Annotated in this window: 14 protein-coding genes; 8 read left to right on the top strand and 6 right to left on the bottom strand. The window is 65.3% G+C overall.

Translation table 11 applies throughout. From position 1 onward, the window contains the following. Window positions 1-91 precede the first annotated feature (91 nt). The 3 genes from ADAD_RS0113500 to ADAD_RS0113490 all read left to right on the top strand — a co-directional run bounded on the left by ADAD_RS0113500 (window position 92) and on the right by ADAD_RS0113490 (window position 5,727). Window positions 92-2,320 (top strand): TonB-dependent hemoglobin/transferrin/lactoferrin family receptor, encoded by a 2,229-nt coding sequence (locus ADAD_RS0113500; protein WP_237700830.1) that lies wholly within the window; start codon window positions 92-94, stop codon window positions 2,318-2,320. Between the two features lie 71 nt (window positions 2,321-2,391). Next, window positions 2,392-3,429, top strand: coding sequence for a DUF6607 family protein (locus tag ADAD_RS0113495; RefSeq protein WP_010414759.1), 1,038 nt, complete (start codon window positions 2,392-2,394; stop codon window positions 3,427-3,429). Between the two features lie 270 nt (window positions 3,430-3,699). After that, window positions 3,700-5,727, top strand: coding sequence for a TonB-dependent receptor (locus tag ADAD_RS0113490; RefSeq protein ID WP_237700829.1), 2,028 nt, complete (start codon window positions 3,700-3,702; stop codon window positions 5,725-5,727). Between the two features lie 3 nt (window positions 5,728-5,730). On the opposite strand, the gene ADAD_RS0113485 is transcribed toward ADAD_RS0113490, so the two are convergent. From ADAD_RS0113485 to ADAD_RS0113475, 3 genes are read right to left on the bottom strand one after another with little or no spacing between them, the layout of a single operon-like run. Next, complete coding sequence (locus ADAD_RS0113485; RefSeq protein WP_010414752.1) at window positions 5,731-6,285, bottom strand: (2Fe-2S)-binding protein; 555 nt, start codon at window positions 6,283-6,285, stop codon at window positions 5,731-5,733. Window positions 6,286-6,297: 12 nt separating this feature from the next. Further along, window positions 6,298-6,528 carry a hypothetical protein gene (locus tag ADAD_RS0113480; RefSeq protein WP_010414750.1) on the bottom strand — a complete coding sequence of 77 codons (231 nt, stop codon included), beginning with the start codon at window positions 6,526-6,528 and terminating at the stop codon, window positions 6,298-6,300. Next, window positions 6,525-7,289: a class II aldolase/adducin family protein gene (locus ADAD_RS0113475; RefSeq protein WP_010414748.1), complete on the bottom strand. Its 765-nt coding sequence runs from the start codon at window positions 7,287-7,289 to the stop codon at window positions 6,525-6,527. The genes ADAD_RS0113480 and ADAD_RS0113475 overlap by 4 nt, the downstream gene beginning before the upstream one ends. A gap of 116 nt (window positions 7,290-7,405) precedes the next feature. On the opposite strand from ADAD_RS0113475, the gene ADAD_RS0113470 reads away from it, so the two are divergent. Next, window positions 7,406-8,770: an MATE family efflux transporter gene (locus ADAD_RS0113470; protein ID WP_010414746.1), complete on the top strand. Its 1,365-nt coding sequence runs from the start codon at window positions 7,406-7,408 to the stop codon at window positions 8,768-8,770. On the opposite strand, the gene ADAD_RS16035 is transcribed toward ADAD_RS0113470, so the two are convergent. Beyond that, window positions 8,767-9,579 carry a sterol desaturase family protein gene (locus ADAD_RS16035; protein WP_010414745.1) on the bottom strand — a complete coding sequence of 271 codons (813 nt, stop codon included), beginning with the start codon at window positions 9,577-9,579 and terminating at the stop codon, window positions 8,767-8,769. The two genes, ADAD_RS0113470 and ADAD_RS16035, sit on opposite strands and share 4 nt — an antisense overlap. Window positions 9,580-9,628: 49 nt before the next feature. Here ADAD_RS16035 and ADAD_RS0113460 point away from each other — a divergent pair, with 49 nt between their 5' ends. Continuing rightward, window positions 9,629-10,207, top strand: coding sequence for a TIGR04282 family arsenosugar biosynthesis glycosyltransferase (locus ADAD_RS0113460; protein WP_010414743.1), 579 nt, complete (start codon window positions 9,629-9,631; stop codon window positions 10,205-10,207). After that, window positions 10,204-10,932: a glycosyltransferase gene (locus tag ADAD_RS0113455; protein ID WP_029140140.1), complete on the top strand. Its 729-nt coding sequence runs from the start codon at window positions 10,204-10,206 to the stop codon at window positions 10,930-10,932. The genes ADAD_RS0113460 and ADAD_RS0113455 overlap by 4 nt, the downstream gene beginning before the upstream one ends. Here the strand turns inward: ADAD_RS0113455 and ADAD_RS0113450 are convergent. Beyond that, a complete protein-coding gene (locus tag ADAD_RS0113450) occupies window positions 10,929-11,960 on the bottom strand; it encodes an SDR family oxidoreductase (protein ID WP_029140139.1) in 1,032 nt (343 codons plus the stop codon). The genes ADAD_RS0113455 and ADAD_RS0113450 overlap by 4 nt on opposite strands. After that, window positions 11,957-13,009, bottom strand: a complete 1,053-nt coding sequence (locus tag ADAD_RS0113445) for a methyltransferase domain-containing protein (RefSeq protein WP_010414738.1) — start codon at window positions 13,007-13,009, stop codon at window positions 11,957-11,959. Before ADAD_RS0113445 ends, ADAD_RS0113450 begins: the two co-directional genes overlap by 4 nt. A gap of 82 nt (window positions 13,010-13,091) precedes the next feature. Here ADAD_RS0113445 and ADAD_RS0113440 point away from each other — a divergent pair, with 82 nt between their 5' ends. Both ADAD_RS0113440 and ADAD_RS0113435 read left to right on the top strand, forming a co-directional pair. Next, complete coding sequence (locus ADAD_RS0113440; RefSeq protein WP_010414737.1) at window positions 13,092-14,516, top strand: dihydrolipoyl dehydrogenase family protein; 1,425 nt, start codon at window positions 13,092-13,094, stop codon at window positions 14,514-14,516. After that, a complete protein-coding gene (locus ADAD_RS0113435) occupies window positions 14,516-15,520 on the top strand; it encodes a radical SAM protein (protein WP_010414734.1) in 1,005 nt (334 codons plus the stop codon). The genes ADAD_RS0113440 and ADAD_RS0113435 overlap by 1 nt, the downstream gene beginning before the upstream one ends.

The raw sequence follows: 15,520 nt of genomic DNA, 5'->3' as shown, positions 1-15,520 counted from the left end.
TTCCCGACGCCAAGACGAGATCGGGGTTGAAGCTGCAAATGATTCTCAATAGAGCGCCGCGAACGCGAATCATTTGCAGAAAGGGATCGACTTGAGGGGCACTACTTTACGTTTCGCATTGCTGGCGGGCGCCGCACTGATGCCGGGCCTGGCGCATGCCGAGACTTCGGAGAAGACCGGAGAAGACGCTTCGACGCTGCTGGACGAAGACGGGCAGATCGTCGTCACCGCCACCCGCACTCCCATCGCGGCAGAGGATGCGCCCGCCACGATCACCGTAATCGACGCAGAGGACATTGCCGACGAACTGGCGACCGATATCAAGGATCTCGTCCGCTACGAGCCCGGCGTATCCGTGCGCCGCGCACCATCCCGCTTCGGTGCCGCACTGGGCGTCACGGGCCGCGCCCGGAACGAGGATTTCGTGATCCGCGGAATCGGCGGCAACCGGGTACTGATCCAGGTGGACGGAATTCGCAGCCCGCAAGGCTTCACTTTCGGTGCACAGGATGCAGGCCGTGGTGGATACACCGATGTCAGCCTGGTCAAATCGGTCGAGATCCTGCGCGGCCCCGCTTCCGCGCTTTACGGCAGTGACGGGCTGGCCGGCGCCATCAGCTTCAACACCAGCGACCCCGTCGATCTGATGACGCCCGGAGAGACGCTGGGTGGCTTCGTGCGCGCCTCCTATTCCAGCGCGGACGAGGAATTTTCGGAAACAGCCGCAGTGGCCGGCATGCTCGGCAATGTTTCCGCAATGCTTGCCTATACCCGCCGGGACTTCAAGGAACTGGACAACAAGGGCGATGTCGGCGGGCTTGGCGGGGACCGTACGCTGCCCAATCCACAGGACGGCGAATCCAACGCATTGCTCGGCAAGCTGGTCTGGCAGCGCGGCAATCACCGCCTTCGCCTGACCGGCGAATATCTCGACAGCCAGCTCTATACCAACGTGCTGACAGGCCAGGGGCCGCAATACCTCTTCGGCGGCCCTCCCGCCCCGCCCGCCTGGACCACCGATCGGCTGGAAGCCGAGGACGAGACCGAGCGCACGCGCGTGTCGGCTGACTGGACGTGGCTGGGTGAAGGCGTGGTCGATTACGCGCATCTCGCGGCCTATTGGCAAAGCGGGGAGGATATCCAGTATACCGAGGAAGACCGCACGCCCTCCCCCGACCGGTCCCGGCTCAATACCTTCGAAAACACCGTCTATGGCCTGAGTGCGGAAGCGCGGGCCGAGTTCGCGACCGGCGCGCTGGAACACCGGGTGGCGCTGGGCGGCGACATCAGCTGGACCAACCAGAGGGGCATCCGGGACGGAACCGTTCCGCCCTCGGGCGAAACCTACCCGACCAGCGCCTTCCCCGAGACCGACTTCATGCTGGGCGGGATTTTTCTGGGCAACGAGATCGCGCTGTTCGACGGCACGCTGACGCTCTTCCCGGCCCTGCGGTTCGATTTCTACAGCCTGACGCCGCAGGCCGACCCGCTGTATCCCGATCCCAACCTGGGCGAGCAGGACGAATCACGCCTGTCGCCGAAATTCGGCGCGGTGGTGAAGGCGGGCAAGGATGTGCGGATCTTCGCCAACTACGCGCAAGGCTTCCGCGCGCCCACACCGTTCCAGATCAACAACTTCTTCAGTAACCCGGCTTTCGGTTACACCTCGCGGCCCAATCCGGACCTTGGGCCGGAACGCAGCGAAAGCTGGGAAGGCGGTATCCGCTATACCGGCGAGACCGTCTCGCTGTCGGCGGTGGCCTTCCACGCCGATTACAAGGACTTCATCGACCAGGCCGATGTCGGTGGCTCAGGCACGCCGACCGATCCGACCATATTCCAGTACGTCAATATCGGCGCGGTGGAGATCGAGGGGATCGAAGGGCGCGCGCAAGTGCGCTTCGGCGACGGCTTTACGGGGCGCTTTGCGATTGCCTATGCCAGGGGCGACGAGATCCTGCCCGGCGGCGGCACCGCACCGCTGGAAACGATCGATCCGCTCAACCTGGTGGCCGGGCTCGGCTACCGCGATCCGGGCGGTCGTTTCGGCGGCGAACTGATCGCCACGCATCATGCACGCAAGGATGAAGACCGCACGGCGACCGGCAACTTTCGCCCCGATGCTTTCACCATCGTCGACCTGACCGCATTCGTCGCGCTGAGCGACAACCTGAAGGCGCGTGCAGGCATCTTCAACCTGACGGACGAGACCTATTCCTACTGGCAGGACGTCCGCGGGCTCTCGGCCACGTCGAATGTCACCGATGCCTATACGCGGCCCGGCCGCAACGCGAGCATCTCGCTCAGCTTCCAGTTCTGATACAACCTTATAATGACAGGCAGTTGCATCAATGCCGCTGCCAGCCCAGATTTTTCGGAGGAGACAAACCAATGCTCAAGACACCTTCACGCCTGGCGATTGCCGCCTGCTTCGCGCTTGCCTGCGTTGCCAGCCCTGCGCTGGCAGACGGGCCGATTGCCGATCGCGGCGAAGCAGTTGAAAAGGCGCATTTCCAGAAGGACCGCGAAACGATCCTGGCCATGGCGGGCGACTACAAGGTCCGCTTCGACATGCAGGAATCCACCCCCTGGATGGAAGGCTACGAACCGCTCGATCGCAAGCTTTCCGGGGGCTACGAATCGGTCCGCGTGATCGAGGATACGGGCACGAAGATCGTCCTCCAGCACCTGCTCGTCGTCGGGCCGGAGGGCGAAGAATTCGTCATCAAGCACTGGCGCCAGGATTGGGAATACGAGCCCGAGAAGATCCTTGCCTATACCGGCCCCAACACGTGGGAATGGAAGGAAATGCCCGAGCGGCTGCGCAACGGGCGCTGGTCGCAGACGGTCTATCAGGTCGATGACAGCCCGCGCTACGCCGGCTGGGGCGAATGGCAGGACAGCCAGGGCATCCGCCGCTGGCGGTCCAACTGGACGACGCGCCCGCTCGCCCGCCGCGATGCCGTTCGCAACCCGATCTATGACCGCTACGAAGGGATCAACCGCCACCAGCTGACCCCCACCGGCTGGATCCACTGGCAGGACAATACCAAGATGATGCCCGACGCCGGAGCCGAGGACGGGCTGAAGCCCGTGGTGCAGGAATACGTGCTCAATACGTATAACGCGTTCGACGGCTACAATACCGGCGCGGCCGACGCCTACTGGGCTGCGACCAAGACCTATTGGGATGCCGTGCGCGACAAGTGGGACGAAGTGGCCGAGGCCAACGGCGGGATCACGATCGAGGAAGAAGCGGAGACCGGCACCGTCATCAGTGGCCGCCTGCTGACCATCGGGACCGAGCTTCAGGAAGGACAGATCGCCGAGGATGCGGCGATTGCGGAAGCGCGCGCGCTGATCGAGCAAGCCACTGCCCCGGGTGCGGCGCGGTCGGCAACCGAACCCGCGGGCCAAAGCGACTACTAGCGGGATTGAGGTGGCGGCGTGCGGTAGTGCTTCCTGCAAGCAGTCTCGCGCGCCGCCTCACCCATCATCACTGCGGGGGTGCTCCTTTACCCCCCTTTGCACGGAAAATCGGGAAGACCTTCACAAGGCCTTGCCTGTGCGACTAATTATCAATAGCGGGCCTTTCGCAAACGCTAATTACTCGCATCAGGGATTCTCATGCATCGTTCGACTTTCCGATCCGGCCTCTTCCTGGGCGCCGCGATCGCCTCCGCCATTGCCACCCCAGCAATGGCCAACACCGAAACCGAAGACGGGGCCACGCCCGAGCGCGATTATCTGCCCGCCGACATCGTCGTCACCGGGAAGCGCGACGGTTACGATACCGACGACGGCAGCACCGCGACCAAGACGCCAACGCCGCTGATCGACGTGCCGCAATCCGCGACCTTCATCACCGAAGATCAGCTGGAGGACCAGTCGATCCGCCAGCTGGGCGAGGCGCTGCGCTTCGTGCCCGGCATCAGTCTCGAATCGGGCGAAGGCCACCGCGATGAGATCTTCATCCGCGGGCAGGAAACCACCGCGGACTTCTATCTCGACGGCCTGCGCGACGACGCGCAATATTATCGCTCGCTCTACAACATCAGCCGCGTCGAGGTACTCAAGGGCGCCAATGCGCTGATCTTCGGCCGTGGCGGCGGCGGCGGGGTCGTCAACCGCGTCAGCAAGAAGGCGCAAGGCGGCGAGACGTTCGGCGAGTTCGATGCCTCTCTCGACACTTTCGGCGCCTTCGCTCTGCTGGCCGACGTCAACCAGCCGCTGACCGACACCGTGGGCCTGCGCGTCAACGCGACCTACGAGGAGTTCGACAGCAATCGCGATTTCTACGAAGGCCGCTTCATCGGCATCTCGCCCACGCTGGGCATCGACATCGGCCCGGACACGCGGCTCGACCTCTCCTACACCTATGACGACGACCGGCGGACCACCGACCGGGGCGTGCCTTCGTTCCAGGGCGGGCCGCTGACGGGTTACTACGACACCTTCTTCGGCGATCCGGGCTTCAACACCAACGAAGTGCAGGCGCATATCGCCCGCGCGCGGCTGAGCCATCGCCTGTCGCAGAACGTCAGCCTCAATGCTGCCGTCCAGTATGCGAATTACGTCAAGGCCTATGCCAATATCCTGCCGACCGGCACCAACGGCACCACGGTCAACCTGGGCGGATATGCCGACGCGACGCAGCGCGAAAATCTGATCGGGCAGGCCAATCTGGTCGCACAATTCGATACCGGACCGCTCGGCCACACGCTGCTGGTCGGTATCGAAGCCGGGCGTCAGGATACGCAGAACAGCCGCGACGGCGTGACCTTTACGGGCGCAAACACCACCCCGCTGGCGGACACGATCTTCATTCCCGCTTACACCACTGCGCGGAGCCGCTCGCGCGACAGCGACCTCACGACATTCTCCGCCTATATCCAGGATCAGCTGGCGATCGGCGATCATGTGGAGGTGATCGCAGGACTTCGCTTCGACCGTTTCGATCTCGATACGGTCGATCTGGTCAACAGCGTCAACGGCAGCCGGGTGGACGAGCAGGTCAGCCCGCGTGTTGGCGTGATCGTCAAGCCGATCGAGAACCTTTCGCTCTACGGCGCCTACTCGGAGAGCTTCCTGCCACAGGCGGGTGACCAGTTCGTGCTGCTGAGCCCCGGCGACGCGGCCTTCGAGCCGGAGCAGTTCACCAATTACGAGCTGGGCGCGAAATGGTCCATCCACCCCCGCCTGCTCGCCGCCGCCGCCATCTTCCGGCTGGAACGCGACAACACCACGGCGCCCGATCCCACCAACAGCGGCCTGACCGTGCTGACCGGGGCGAGCCGGACCGAAGGCTTCGAAATCAGCCTGACGGGCGAAGTCACACCGTTCTGGGAGGCGAGCCTCGGCTACACCTATCTCGACGGCGAAATCACGCAGACCACCGATGCCGCGGTCGCAGGCACGCGGCTTCAGCAGTTGCCCGAGCATCAGGTGACCGCGTGGAACCGCTTCAACCTGTCCGACAGGCTCGGCATCGGCGCGGGCGTGATCTACCAGGGCGAGCAGTTCGCCAGCTTCAGCGGAAACGTGACCCTGCCCGATTACATCCGTGTGGATGCCGCGCTGTTCTACACCGTGTCGGATCGGCTGTCGGTCCAGGTGAACATCGAGAACCTGTTCGACGAGCAATATTACCCGAGCGCGCACGGGGACAACAACATCCAGCCGGGGCGCCCGTTCAGCGCGCGGTTCGGCGTCCGGTTGTCGCTGTAACGACTAGTCTCGCGGCGGCGCGGAGGTGGGCCTCAATGCAGGCACATCGCGCGCCGCCTCCGCCGGCTCTATTGCAGGCGGCGGCGCGGCTTCGATGGGAGCTGCGCCGCTTGCCGCCTCGCTCGCCCGCTTGATCGCGCGCGCCAGCCGTGGATAGACCCCGCAACGGCAGAGATTGGGGATCGCGGCGTCTATATCCTCCCGCGAGGGGGATGGATTGTCTTCGATCAGCGCGGCGGCGGCGATTGCGATGCCGGGCGTGCAGAACCCGCACTGGATCGCCTGTTCCGCGACCAGCGCCTGCTGCACGGGATGCGACCGGTCGCGGCTCAGCCCTTCGATGGTGGTGACCAGCCGCCCTTCCGCCTCGGCAATCGTGACGAGGCACGAACGCAGCGCCACCCCGTCGACCAGAACCATGCACGCGCCGCAATCGCCGGTGCCGCAGCCATACTTCGTGCCCGTCAGGTTGCTCGCATCCCTCAGCGCCCACAGCAGCGGGGTATCGGGGTCGAGCAGATACTCTACCGGCCGGTTATTGACCGTCATCTTCGTCACGGCATCACCAACTCAGTCCGCGTAGAATTCAACCAGATGGCACCGCTCGCACCGGAAGGCGCGCAGCGGTTTCAATTCCTTCTTGTCCACCTTCACGCTGCCGGTCCAGCCGGTCTGCGGCGTACCTTCCTGCCAGCGCGCGGGCTTTACCTCGCCATAGCCCATATCGACGACGAAGCCTTCGGCGCTGCGTCCGCCGCATTTGCCGCAGTGGCGCGCTTCGGGCGGAGTGGGATCGCTCACTGCTGCCAGCTGTCGTCGATCCGGGTGGCCTTGCGCTTCCATGCCTCGAAATCGAACACGCCCGCGCCGCCCTGGCCCTGCATCACGGACAGATCGCGCTGGTGTACATCGACGACTTCCTGCGGCACGAGATGCGGCTCGCCCATGCCGAGCGTGGCAACCTGGATCTCGCACGCGCGCTGCAGCGCCCACATCTTCACGAACATGCCCTGGATGCCCTTGTCCATCACCACGGGGCCGTGATTGCGCAGCATCAGGATCGACTTGTCGCCCAGATTCTCGATCAGGCGGTCGCCCTCCTCGGCGCGCACCGTCACGCCCTCGAAATCGTGATAGCCGACCTGATCCTGAAAGTTGCAGGCGTAGAAATTGGTCGGCAGCAGCCCGTCCTTGTGGCTGCACACCGCCATCGTCTCGGTCGTGTGGACGTGGCAGATCGCGTTCGCCCGCTCGCCCAGCTGCTTGTGGAAGTGGGCATGCTGCGTGAACCCGGCCTTGTTCACCATGTAGGGCGAGCCACCGATATTATTGCCCTCGACATCGATCTTCACGAGGTTGGAGGCGGTCACTTCCTCGTAAAGCAGGCCGAAGGGATTGATGAGGAACGCGCCCTCCTCCCCCGGCACGGCGAGCGAGATGTGGTTGTAGATCGATTCCGACCAGCCGAGCAGATCGAAGATCCGATAGCATGCGGCGAGGTCCAGCCGCGCCTGCCATTCTTCCTTCGAACATTCGTAGTCGAGCTTCGCCTGCGTCGCCATTTCGGTCTCTCCTTCATGTCTGTTTGCCCGCCAGGATAGAACATCGCCGGGGAGGCGCACAAGCGTACGTAATTGGCGCTTTAGCTCGCGCCGCGTTCGGTCTACCGCCCCGGGCGATGAGCGAACACGCCAAGCTGACGCGCGGGAGCATTCCGGGCCACCTCGTGAAGCAGACCGCGCCAATGGCGGTGGGCGTGGCCGCGATCATGTCGATCAGCCTCATCGACGCCTACTTCATCGGGCAGCTGGGGGCGGACCCGCTGGCCGCGATCAGCTTCATCTTCCCGATCACCGTCGCGCTCACCAGCCTTGGTGTAGGCGTGATGGTGGGGATCAATTCGGTCGTCGCGCGATCGCTGGGCGCGGGCGACCACGCGAAGGCGGCGCGGCGCGCCAATCTGGGCGTCGCCTTCGCCACGGTGGTCGGTGTGGCGCTGGGCGTCGCGCTGTGGGTGCTGCAGGAGCCACTGTTCCGCCTGATGAACGCGCCGGACCACCTGCTGCCGCTGATCCGCGAATACATGGATCCCTTCGCCCTCGCCTTCCCCTTCCTGCTCGTCCTGATGGGCTTCAACGGCGTGCTGCGCGGACAGGGCGAGGCGAACATGAGCAGCTTCATCAACATCGCCTACGCGGCGGTGAACTGGGTGCTCGACCCGATCCTGATTACCGGGGCATTCGGGATAGAGGGTTTCGGGATCGCGGGCGCGGCCTACGCGACCCTGATCGGCTGGGCGGTCGCGGTGGTGCTGGCGGTGATCTGCGTCGGGCGAACCCACCTGCCGTTCAATCCGGTGCTGATCCGTGAATGCGAGAACCCGCGAGAACCGGTCATGGCGATCGTGAGAGTCGCGGGGCCAGCCTCGTTCTCCAACGCGATCAATCCCATCGGGCTCTCGGTGCTCACCGCCTTGATCGCGCTGGAAGGCCAGTCGGCTGTGGCGGCCTTCGGTGCGGCAGGCCGGTTGCAGAGCTTTGCGGTGGTGCCGCTGCTGGCACTGTCCGGCTCCATTGGCGCCATCGTCGGCCAGAACTGGGGGGCGAACCAGCCGGATCGCGCACGCGCGGCTGCACGTGGCGCCGGCCTGTTCTGCATCGTCTATGGCCTGGTGATCGCCGTGGCCCTGGTCGCGGCGGCAAAGTGGTTCGCGGGGTTCTTCACCGAGGATCCGGGAATCGTGCGGCAGTTCGCCCGTTATCTGGAGATCGCGGCGTGGGGTTATGCCGGGTTCGGCCTGCTGATCGTGGGCAACGGCATCCTCAACGCGGTCGACAAGGCCGGCCTCGCGCTGGCGCAAAGCTGCGGGCGCGTATTCCTGGTGATGCTGCCTTTCGGCTGGCTGCTGCGGCCACTGTGGAATTCGGACGCGATCTACGCTGCGGAACTGGCGGCCAACGTGATCGGCGGGCTGGTCGCGGTGCTCATCGTGCGCAAGGTCCTTGCCGGCGCGCCTCCCAAAGCGCAGCAGCCAGACAGCTAGCGCAAGCTGACATTGCCGGGCGGCAGCGGCTGCGGCGTTGCCCGAAACGGCGCGGTCAGGCTGTTGCCGAGCGAGAGGTCCGCCAGCGAAGCACGGTCAGCCACGCCAATGTCGATTTCGTCCTGCGGCTTGCGGCGCGAGGTGCCATGCAACCGGTCCCACAGGCTGAGCCCGCTGGACCAGTTGCTGTTCATCTCCTGGGGCACCTTGGAATGATGCACGCCGTGCATCCTCGGCGTGGTGAAGACGAGCGACAGGCGTTCATCCCACCGCCCGGGCAGGCGCAGATTGGAATGGTGGAAAAGCACGGAAGCATCGAAGAAGCGGCGGTGCGCAATCAGGATGCGCGGATCCGCCCCCGCCAGCACGACCTGCACCACGCGGAATGGCAGCGAGACGACCATATCCGCCGCGTGGAACCGCAGCGCGGTGGTCATGTCCATATCCGGATCGATGTGGTGGACGCGATGAAGCCGCCACAGAAACGGCACGCGATGGGTCGCGATGTGCCACCAGTAGTACGCGTAATCCATCGCTGCGACGCCGACGATCACCTGCAAGGGCCGTGGGAGAGGCAGCACCTGAACGAGGCCCCGCCGGGCGCGCAGATTGTCCTTCGCCAGCTGTGTGAGCACCGGCATCTCTATCGCCGACACGACCGCCATCGCGCCCAGCCCCAGCGCGACATTGCGCACCTGCCGGGTGGCGGTGTCGTGCGTCTGACGGCGCAGGGGCCGCACCCGCTCGGCCAGCCACAGACCGCCGATGAGCGCAGCGCCCGCCAGCGCGAGAGGAGAAATACGCGGCATTCGTCGCCACCTTATGGGAAACGCGAGAGCATGTCGCTATGTCCGAGGGATGCAGACACCTCAGGTCGCCATCTTCGCGCGCTGGCCCGAACCGGGCATGGCCAAGACGCGCCTGATCCCGAGACTGGGCGCCGAAGGGGCGGCCGCGCTCTACCGCAAATTGCTGGAGATGACGGTGGGCGAGGCACGAACAAGCGGCCTGCCCTTCCATCTGCGCGTGACCGGGGGCGATCCGCAGCGATTCCGCGACTGGCTGGGTGAAGATCTGGACGTGCGCGACCAGGGCGATGGCGATCTTGGCGAAAAGCTGGCCCGCGTGGGCGCCCCCGCCATCATGATCGGCAGCGACTGCCCCGGCCTTACGGCGGCGCTCCTGCGCGAGGCCGCCAGCGTGTTGCCCAATCGCGATGCGGCAATCGGCCCGGCGGACGACGGCGGCTACTGGCTGCTCGCCCTGAGGGAGCCCTGCCCCGACCTGTTCACCGACATGGCGTGGAGCACCCCGCAAGTCTTCGCCGAAACCATGCGGCGGCTGGAAGCCAACGGCATCAGCCCTCACCTGCTGCCCGAGCTGACCGATATCGACACCGGCGAAGATCTCGACGCCTGGCCCGACCTGCTCGCGTGAGTGGTGCTGGCGTCGCCATCGTAGTGCCGGTGCTCGACGAGGCTGCTGCGCTTCCTGCCCTTGCCGCGCATTTCTCCACGCTCGATCCCGCCCCCGATGAAATCGTCGCGGTCGATGGCGGGAGCACGGATGAAACCGTCGCGCTGGCGCAGCAGGCGGGCTGGCGCGTGATCTCGGCCGAGCGTGGGCGGGCGCGGCAGATCAACGCCGGGGTCGAGGCCGCGCAGGCCCCGCTGGTATGCGTGGTCCATGCAGACAGCTTCCCGCCGCAGGACATGATCGCGGTCGTCCGCAGGGCGCTGGCGGATGAACGCACCGCGCTCGCCAGCTTCACCCCGCTGATTACCGGCACGAAAACCCGCTGGATCACCTCCGCGCACAACTACATCAAGACCTGGTACGCGCCGCTGCTGTGCCGCCCGCACCTGTTCGTGCGCGGCGTGCGGCTGCTGTTCGGCGACCATGCGATGTTCTTCCGCCGCGCCGATTTCCTGAAGATCGGCGGCTGCACGCCGGGCGACATGGTGATGGAAGAGGCGGACCTGTGCGTGAAGTTTGCGCGGCTGGGGCGCATCCGGATGGTGCCCCGCGTAGTCCGCACCTCCGACCGGCGCATCGCCGCATGGGGGCCGCTGAAGGCCAACTGGATCTACTTCAAGGTCGGCATCCTGTGGGCGCTGGGCCTGCGCAGCCGCATGGCGCGCGATTATCCGGACGTGCGCTAGTCCGCTGGCGCGGAAGGAAGAAACCCGTCGGCGATGCAGAAATCTATCAGCCGCTGCATGTAGGCCCGATCCGCCGGGCCGGATTCAATCCCGGTCAGCGCGCGGAACCGGCCATCGTCGAACCGCGGATCGCGCTGGAAATAGCCCGCATAAAGGCCCGCAACACGGCGGTGAAGCCGCCGCTCCATGGCCGGAAGCACAGAGGCATCGAACCTGTCGTGACGCGCAAGATCGGGCGCGTGGAACTGCGCGTAGCCGCCAATGGCCGCAGCAAACTCGTGCACCGGCAAGGGTTGCGCGGCGACCAGATGAAACGTCCCGCCCGAAGCCGCCCCCATCTGCTGCGCAATGGCGACGATCCCGCCCGCAACATGGTCGATCGGCACGAAGTTGAGCGTCCCATCCTCGCGCACCGGAATGGTGCGGATGCGCCCCTCCGCCATGAGCCGAAAAGCGGCATAAAGCGCATCGAAACCCCGTATGCGCCCATTCTCGTATTCGCCGAGCACGATGGCGGGCCGGGCGATGGCGAAATTCAGCCCGCTCTCGCACACCAGGCGCTCTCCCGCCGCCTTGCTCGCTTCGTAGCCATTGGCGAACGCGTCACTGGCAGGCAGCGGGTCGTCCTCTCCAATCGGGCCGTCGCGCGTGCCGCAGACATAGGCGGTGCTGACATGGAGCAGCCCCGCCCCGCCCGCCTTGGCCAACGCGATTACGTTGGCCGTGCCACGCGTGTTGACGGCCTCGTACTCCTCATCGGAAAGGTCGAACCGGATCGTGGCGGCGCAGTGAATCACCAGATCGTGTTCGCGCGCCAGCCGCGCGAAGGTTTCGCTATCCAGTCCCAGCATTTCCTGCCGGATGTCGCATCCGATGGTTTCGGAGACCGGCACATCCCATCCATCATTGCCGCACACCAGCGGATTACGATGGACAAGCGCGGTCACCCGGTGCCCCGCGGCCACAAGGCGCGCGCAGACCTCGCCGCCGATCAGCCCGGCGGCACCCGTCACGAGAATGCGGTTCAACAGCAGCCGCCGCCGCTCGCCACCTGCGGCGCGGAGCCCGCCAGCGGGAAAAGCGTGCCGCAATCGGGATAGATGCCGTAATGCGTACTGAAATCGCCGAAGAACTCGAAATGCCCGGCAAAGCGCGTGTCGGCCAGCATCTTCCAGCTATTGCCGCAAACCGGGAACATGCGCCCCGCCTCGATCCGGTGGTGATCGTCGAGGACGAAGACACGCTCTTCGGCCGCGACAGTGCCCTTGTAGCGCACAGCCTGGCCGTAATCCTCGCAAAGCGGCTCCAGCTCCGGCAGCTTGAACAGCCGCGCGGTGGCCGAGTGGGAGGCGATACCATCGAGCTTGGCAGCAATGGCCGCGTCGTTGGTGCCCAGCGGTCGGCTGGTGACCAGCCGCGGATCGAGGAAGCCTGCGGCCTTGGCCGATGCGATGAAATCGAACCAGTACATCGCGCCCGAAAGGCACTCGCCGTGCTGAACGGGATCGTCGCGCAGGCCTTCGGGCACGCGCCGTTCTGAATATACGTCGGAGAAATACAGCTCGCCGCCGGGTTTCAGCAGGCGATAGGCCGCATCGAACACCGCCCGCTTGTCCGCCACCAGATTGATGACGCAGTTGGACACGATCACATCGAAGCTGCCCTCTTCCAGCCCGAGGTCGCCCAGCTTTTCGATATCGCCTTCGAGGAAGCGCACGTTCGACTGCGCGTAGCCGAAACGCTCCCGGTGCCAGTCCTCGTGCTCGCGCGCGACCGCCAGTTGCGCGGGCGTTGCGTCGACCCCCGTAACCGATCCATGCTCTCCCACCATCTGCGCCAGCAGGTAGGCATCCTGCCCGCTACCCGATCCCAGATCGAGCACATGCGCCCCCTCGATGGCCTGCGGGGCGACCAGGCCGCAGCCGTAATAGCGCGCGCGCACGTCCTCGTGGACATTGCGCAGCAGGTCCATCACCGCAGGCGGCGGCGCATCCAGCGTACAGCAGGCGTCGGTCTTCAGATCGGAGGAACCTTGCAGGACCTCGCCATAATAGTTTTGCGAGTTTTCGAGATTCATGAAACCTATCGACCTCTGGCTGCTGAGGTGGGCTAGAGAGCAGGCGTTCGCTTGATCGACAAGGTGGGTTTCAGGGGCAGGTATGAAATTTACGCACGATGTGATCGTGATCGGCGCGGGTGCGGCAGGGCTGACTGCGGCGGGGGGCTGCGCGCTGTTCGGCCTGAAGGTTGCGCTGATAGAGCGCGCGGACATGGGCGGGGAATGCCTTAACAACGGGTGCGTGCCGTCCAAGGCACTGATAACCGCGGCCAAACGCGCAGCCGTTGCCAACGAACAGGATCGCTTCGGGGTTCAGCTGACCGCAGCGAGGGTCAACTGGTCGGGCGTGCATGCCCACATCCACCGCGCCATCGCCGAGATCGCGCCGCACGACAGCCAGGAGCGGTTCGAGGAAATGGGCTGCGACGTCTATCGCGGCCATGCGACCTTCACGGGCCGGCGCAAGGTTCGCGTGGGCGATGTGGATCTGGCCGCGCCGAAGATCGTCATCGCCACCGGATCGGCGCCCTATCTGCCTCCGATAGACGGTCTCGACAGCGTACCCTTCCTTACCAACGAGAATATCTGGGATCTCGACCAGCTCCCCCAGCACCTCATCATCGTGGGTGGCGGGGTGATCGGCATGGAGATGGCGCAGAGTTTCCGCAGGCTCGGCAGCGAGGTCACGGTTATCGAACCGGGCGAGCCGATGGGCCGGGACGATCCGGAATCCGTCGCAGTGGTGGTCGAGACGATGGAGGCCGAAGGGGTGATGTTCGTGAAGGGCAAGGCCGCCAGGGTAACGCCCGGCGCGCTCAGCAGCTTGACCGTCACGCTGGAGGACGGGCAGGAAATTGCCGGCACGCACCTGCTGGTCGCGGTTGGGCGGCGGGCCCGGACCGAAGGCTACGGGCTGAAAAAGATCGGTATCGAACTGGGCCGCAACGGCATCCTGGTCGATGAACGGCGCAGGACGAGCCTGAAGCATATCTACGCGATAGGCGACTGCCGCGATGGGCCGCGCCTCACGCATGTCTCCGGCTACGAAGGGAGCAATGTTGCCCTGGAAATCACGCTGGGGCTGCCGACCAAGGTGGACTGGTCCGCCCTTCCCTGGTGCACCTATACCGATCCCGAGGTGGCCCAGATCGGACTGACCGAAGCGCAGGCACGCGAAAAGCACGGGCAGGAAGTGACGGTGGTCCGCGAAGGCTTCGACCATAACGAGCGTGCCATTGCGGAAGGCGATACGCGGGGCCACCTTAAGGTCATCATGCAAGGCAAGAAGGTCCTGGGCGCCAGTATCGTGGGCAAGAATGCGGGCGAGATGCTGCTGCCGTTCGCGCAGCTGATCACCGGCAAGGCGAGCACGTTCGCGCTGGGCAGTGCCATTGTCGCCTACCCCACCCGCAGCGAGATAACCAAGGCCGCCGCCTTCAGCGCGTGGGAAGGCACCGTTTTCGGCAAGGTGCCGCGTGGTTACGCCAAGACGCGCGCGTGGTTTCGCCGGATGCGCCCGTTCTGATGGCTTCCGATTCCCCTGCCCGTTCGAAGGCTCGCAATGCGCCGCAAGGCCCGTCGCCCTTCGCGGTCGAGGCCGCCGCCCTGCCCGAAGGCAAGTTTACCGATCCAGACGTTACGGCCGACGGATCGCAGCGCGCCGAGGTGCCCCTGCTGGAGCTGGACACGCTATGGCTGTGCACGGGCACGCTGTGCAACCTCGCCTGCGCCACCTGCTATATCGAAAGCAGCCCGACCAACGATGCGCTGATCTATCTCACGCACGAACACGCCGCGCGCTACTTCGACGAGATCGAGCGCGACGGGTGGAATACGCGCGAAATCGGCTTCACGGGCGGCGAGCCGTTCATGAATCCGCATTTCCTGCCGATGCTGGAAGATGCGCTCTCGCGTGGCTTCGAGGCGCTGGTGCTGTCCAATGCGATGAAGCCGATGCGCCGTCACGAGGCAAAGCTGCTCGCGCTGCGAGAGGCTTACGGCGCGAAACTGACAATCCGTGTGAGCCTGGATCATCATACCAAGGCGGTCCACGAGGGCGAGCGCGGGCCCGATAGCTGGGACGCCGCGATTGGCGGGCTCAAGTGGCTGTCCGACAACCACTTCCGCATTGCGGTCGCAGGGCGGCTGCTACCCGGCGAAGGCATGATCGAGGCGCGCGAGGGCTACGCCGCGCTGTTCGCGCGCGAGAGGCTGCACATCGACGCGCACGACCCTGCGCAATGCGTGCTCTTTCCCGAAATGGATGCCGAAAAGGATGTCGCCGAGATTACCACGGCATGCTGGGACATCCTCGGCAAGTCACCCGCCGACATCATGTGCGCATCCAGCCGCATGGTGGTCCACCGCAAGGGCGAACCTGTCCCGCGCGTCGTGGCCTGCACGCTGATCCCCTACGACGAGGAATTCGACTTCGGCGAAACGCTGGCCGAGGCGAACGTGGCGGTGAAGCTCAACCATCCGCACTGCGCGCGCTTCTGCGTGCTGGGCGGAGCGAGCTGCTCGGCCTGA

The sequence above is a fragment of the Citromicrobium sp. JLT1363 genome, from assembly GCF_000186705.1.
Lineage (GTDB): Bacteria > Pseudomonadota > Alphaproteobacteria > Sphingomonadales > Sphingomonadaceae > Alteriqipengyuania.
The sequence above is the reverse complement of the archived record's forward strand: the minus strand, read 5'-3'. Positions and strand labels throughout refer to the sequence as shown.

Excerpts from the sequence above, each read along its gene's own strand:
- ADAD_RS0113475 (WP_010414748.1), bottom strand. The coding sequence starts at position 7,289 with ATGGCGACGCAGGCGAAGCTCGACTACGAATGTTCGAAGGAAGAATGG.
- ADAD_RS0113440 (WP_010414737.1), top strand. The coding sequence starts at position 13,092 with ATGAAATTTACGCACGATGTGATCGTGATCGGCGCGGGTGCGGCAGGG.
- ADAD_RS0113460 (WP_010414743.1), top strand. The coding sequence starts at position 9,629 with ATGCAGACACCTCAGGTCGCCATCTTCGCGCGCTGGCCCGAACCGGGC.
- ADAD_RS16035 (WP_010414745.1), bottom strand. The coding sequence starts at position 9,579 with ATGCCGCGTATTTCTCCTCTCGCGCTGGCGGGCGCTGCGCTCATCGGC.
- ADAD_RS0113470 (WP_010414746.1), top strand. The coding sequence starts at position 7,406 with ATGAGCGAACACGCCAAGCTGACGCGCGGGAGCATTCCGGGCCACCTC.
- ADAD_RS0113435 (WP_010414734.1), top strand. The coding sequence starts at position 14,516 with ATGGCTTCCGATTCCCCTGCCCGTTCGAAGGCTCGCAATGCGCCGCAA.
- ADAD_RS0113495 (WP_010414759.1), top strand. The coding sequence starts at position 2,392 with ATGCTCAAGACACCTTCACGCCTGGCGATTGCCGCCTGCTTCGCGCTT.
- ADAD_RS0113490 (WP_237700829.1), top strand. The coding sequence starts at position 3,700 with ATGGCCAACACCGAAACCGAAGACGGGGCCACGCCCGAGCGCGATTAT.
- ADAD_RS0113445 (WP_010414738.1), bottom strand. The coding sequence starts at position 13,009 with ATGAATCTCGAAAACTCGCAAAACTATTATGGCGAGGTCCTGCAAGGT.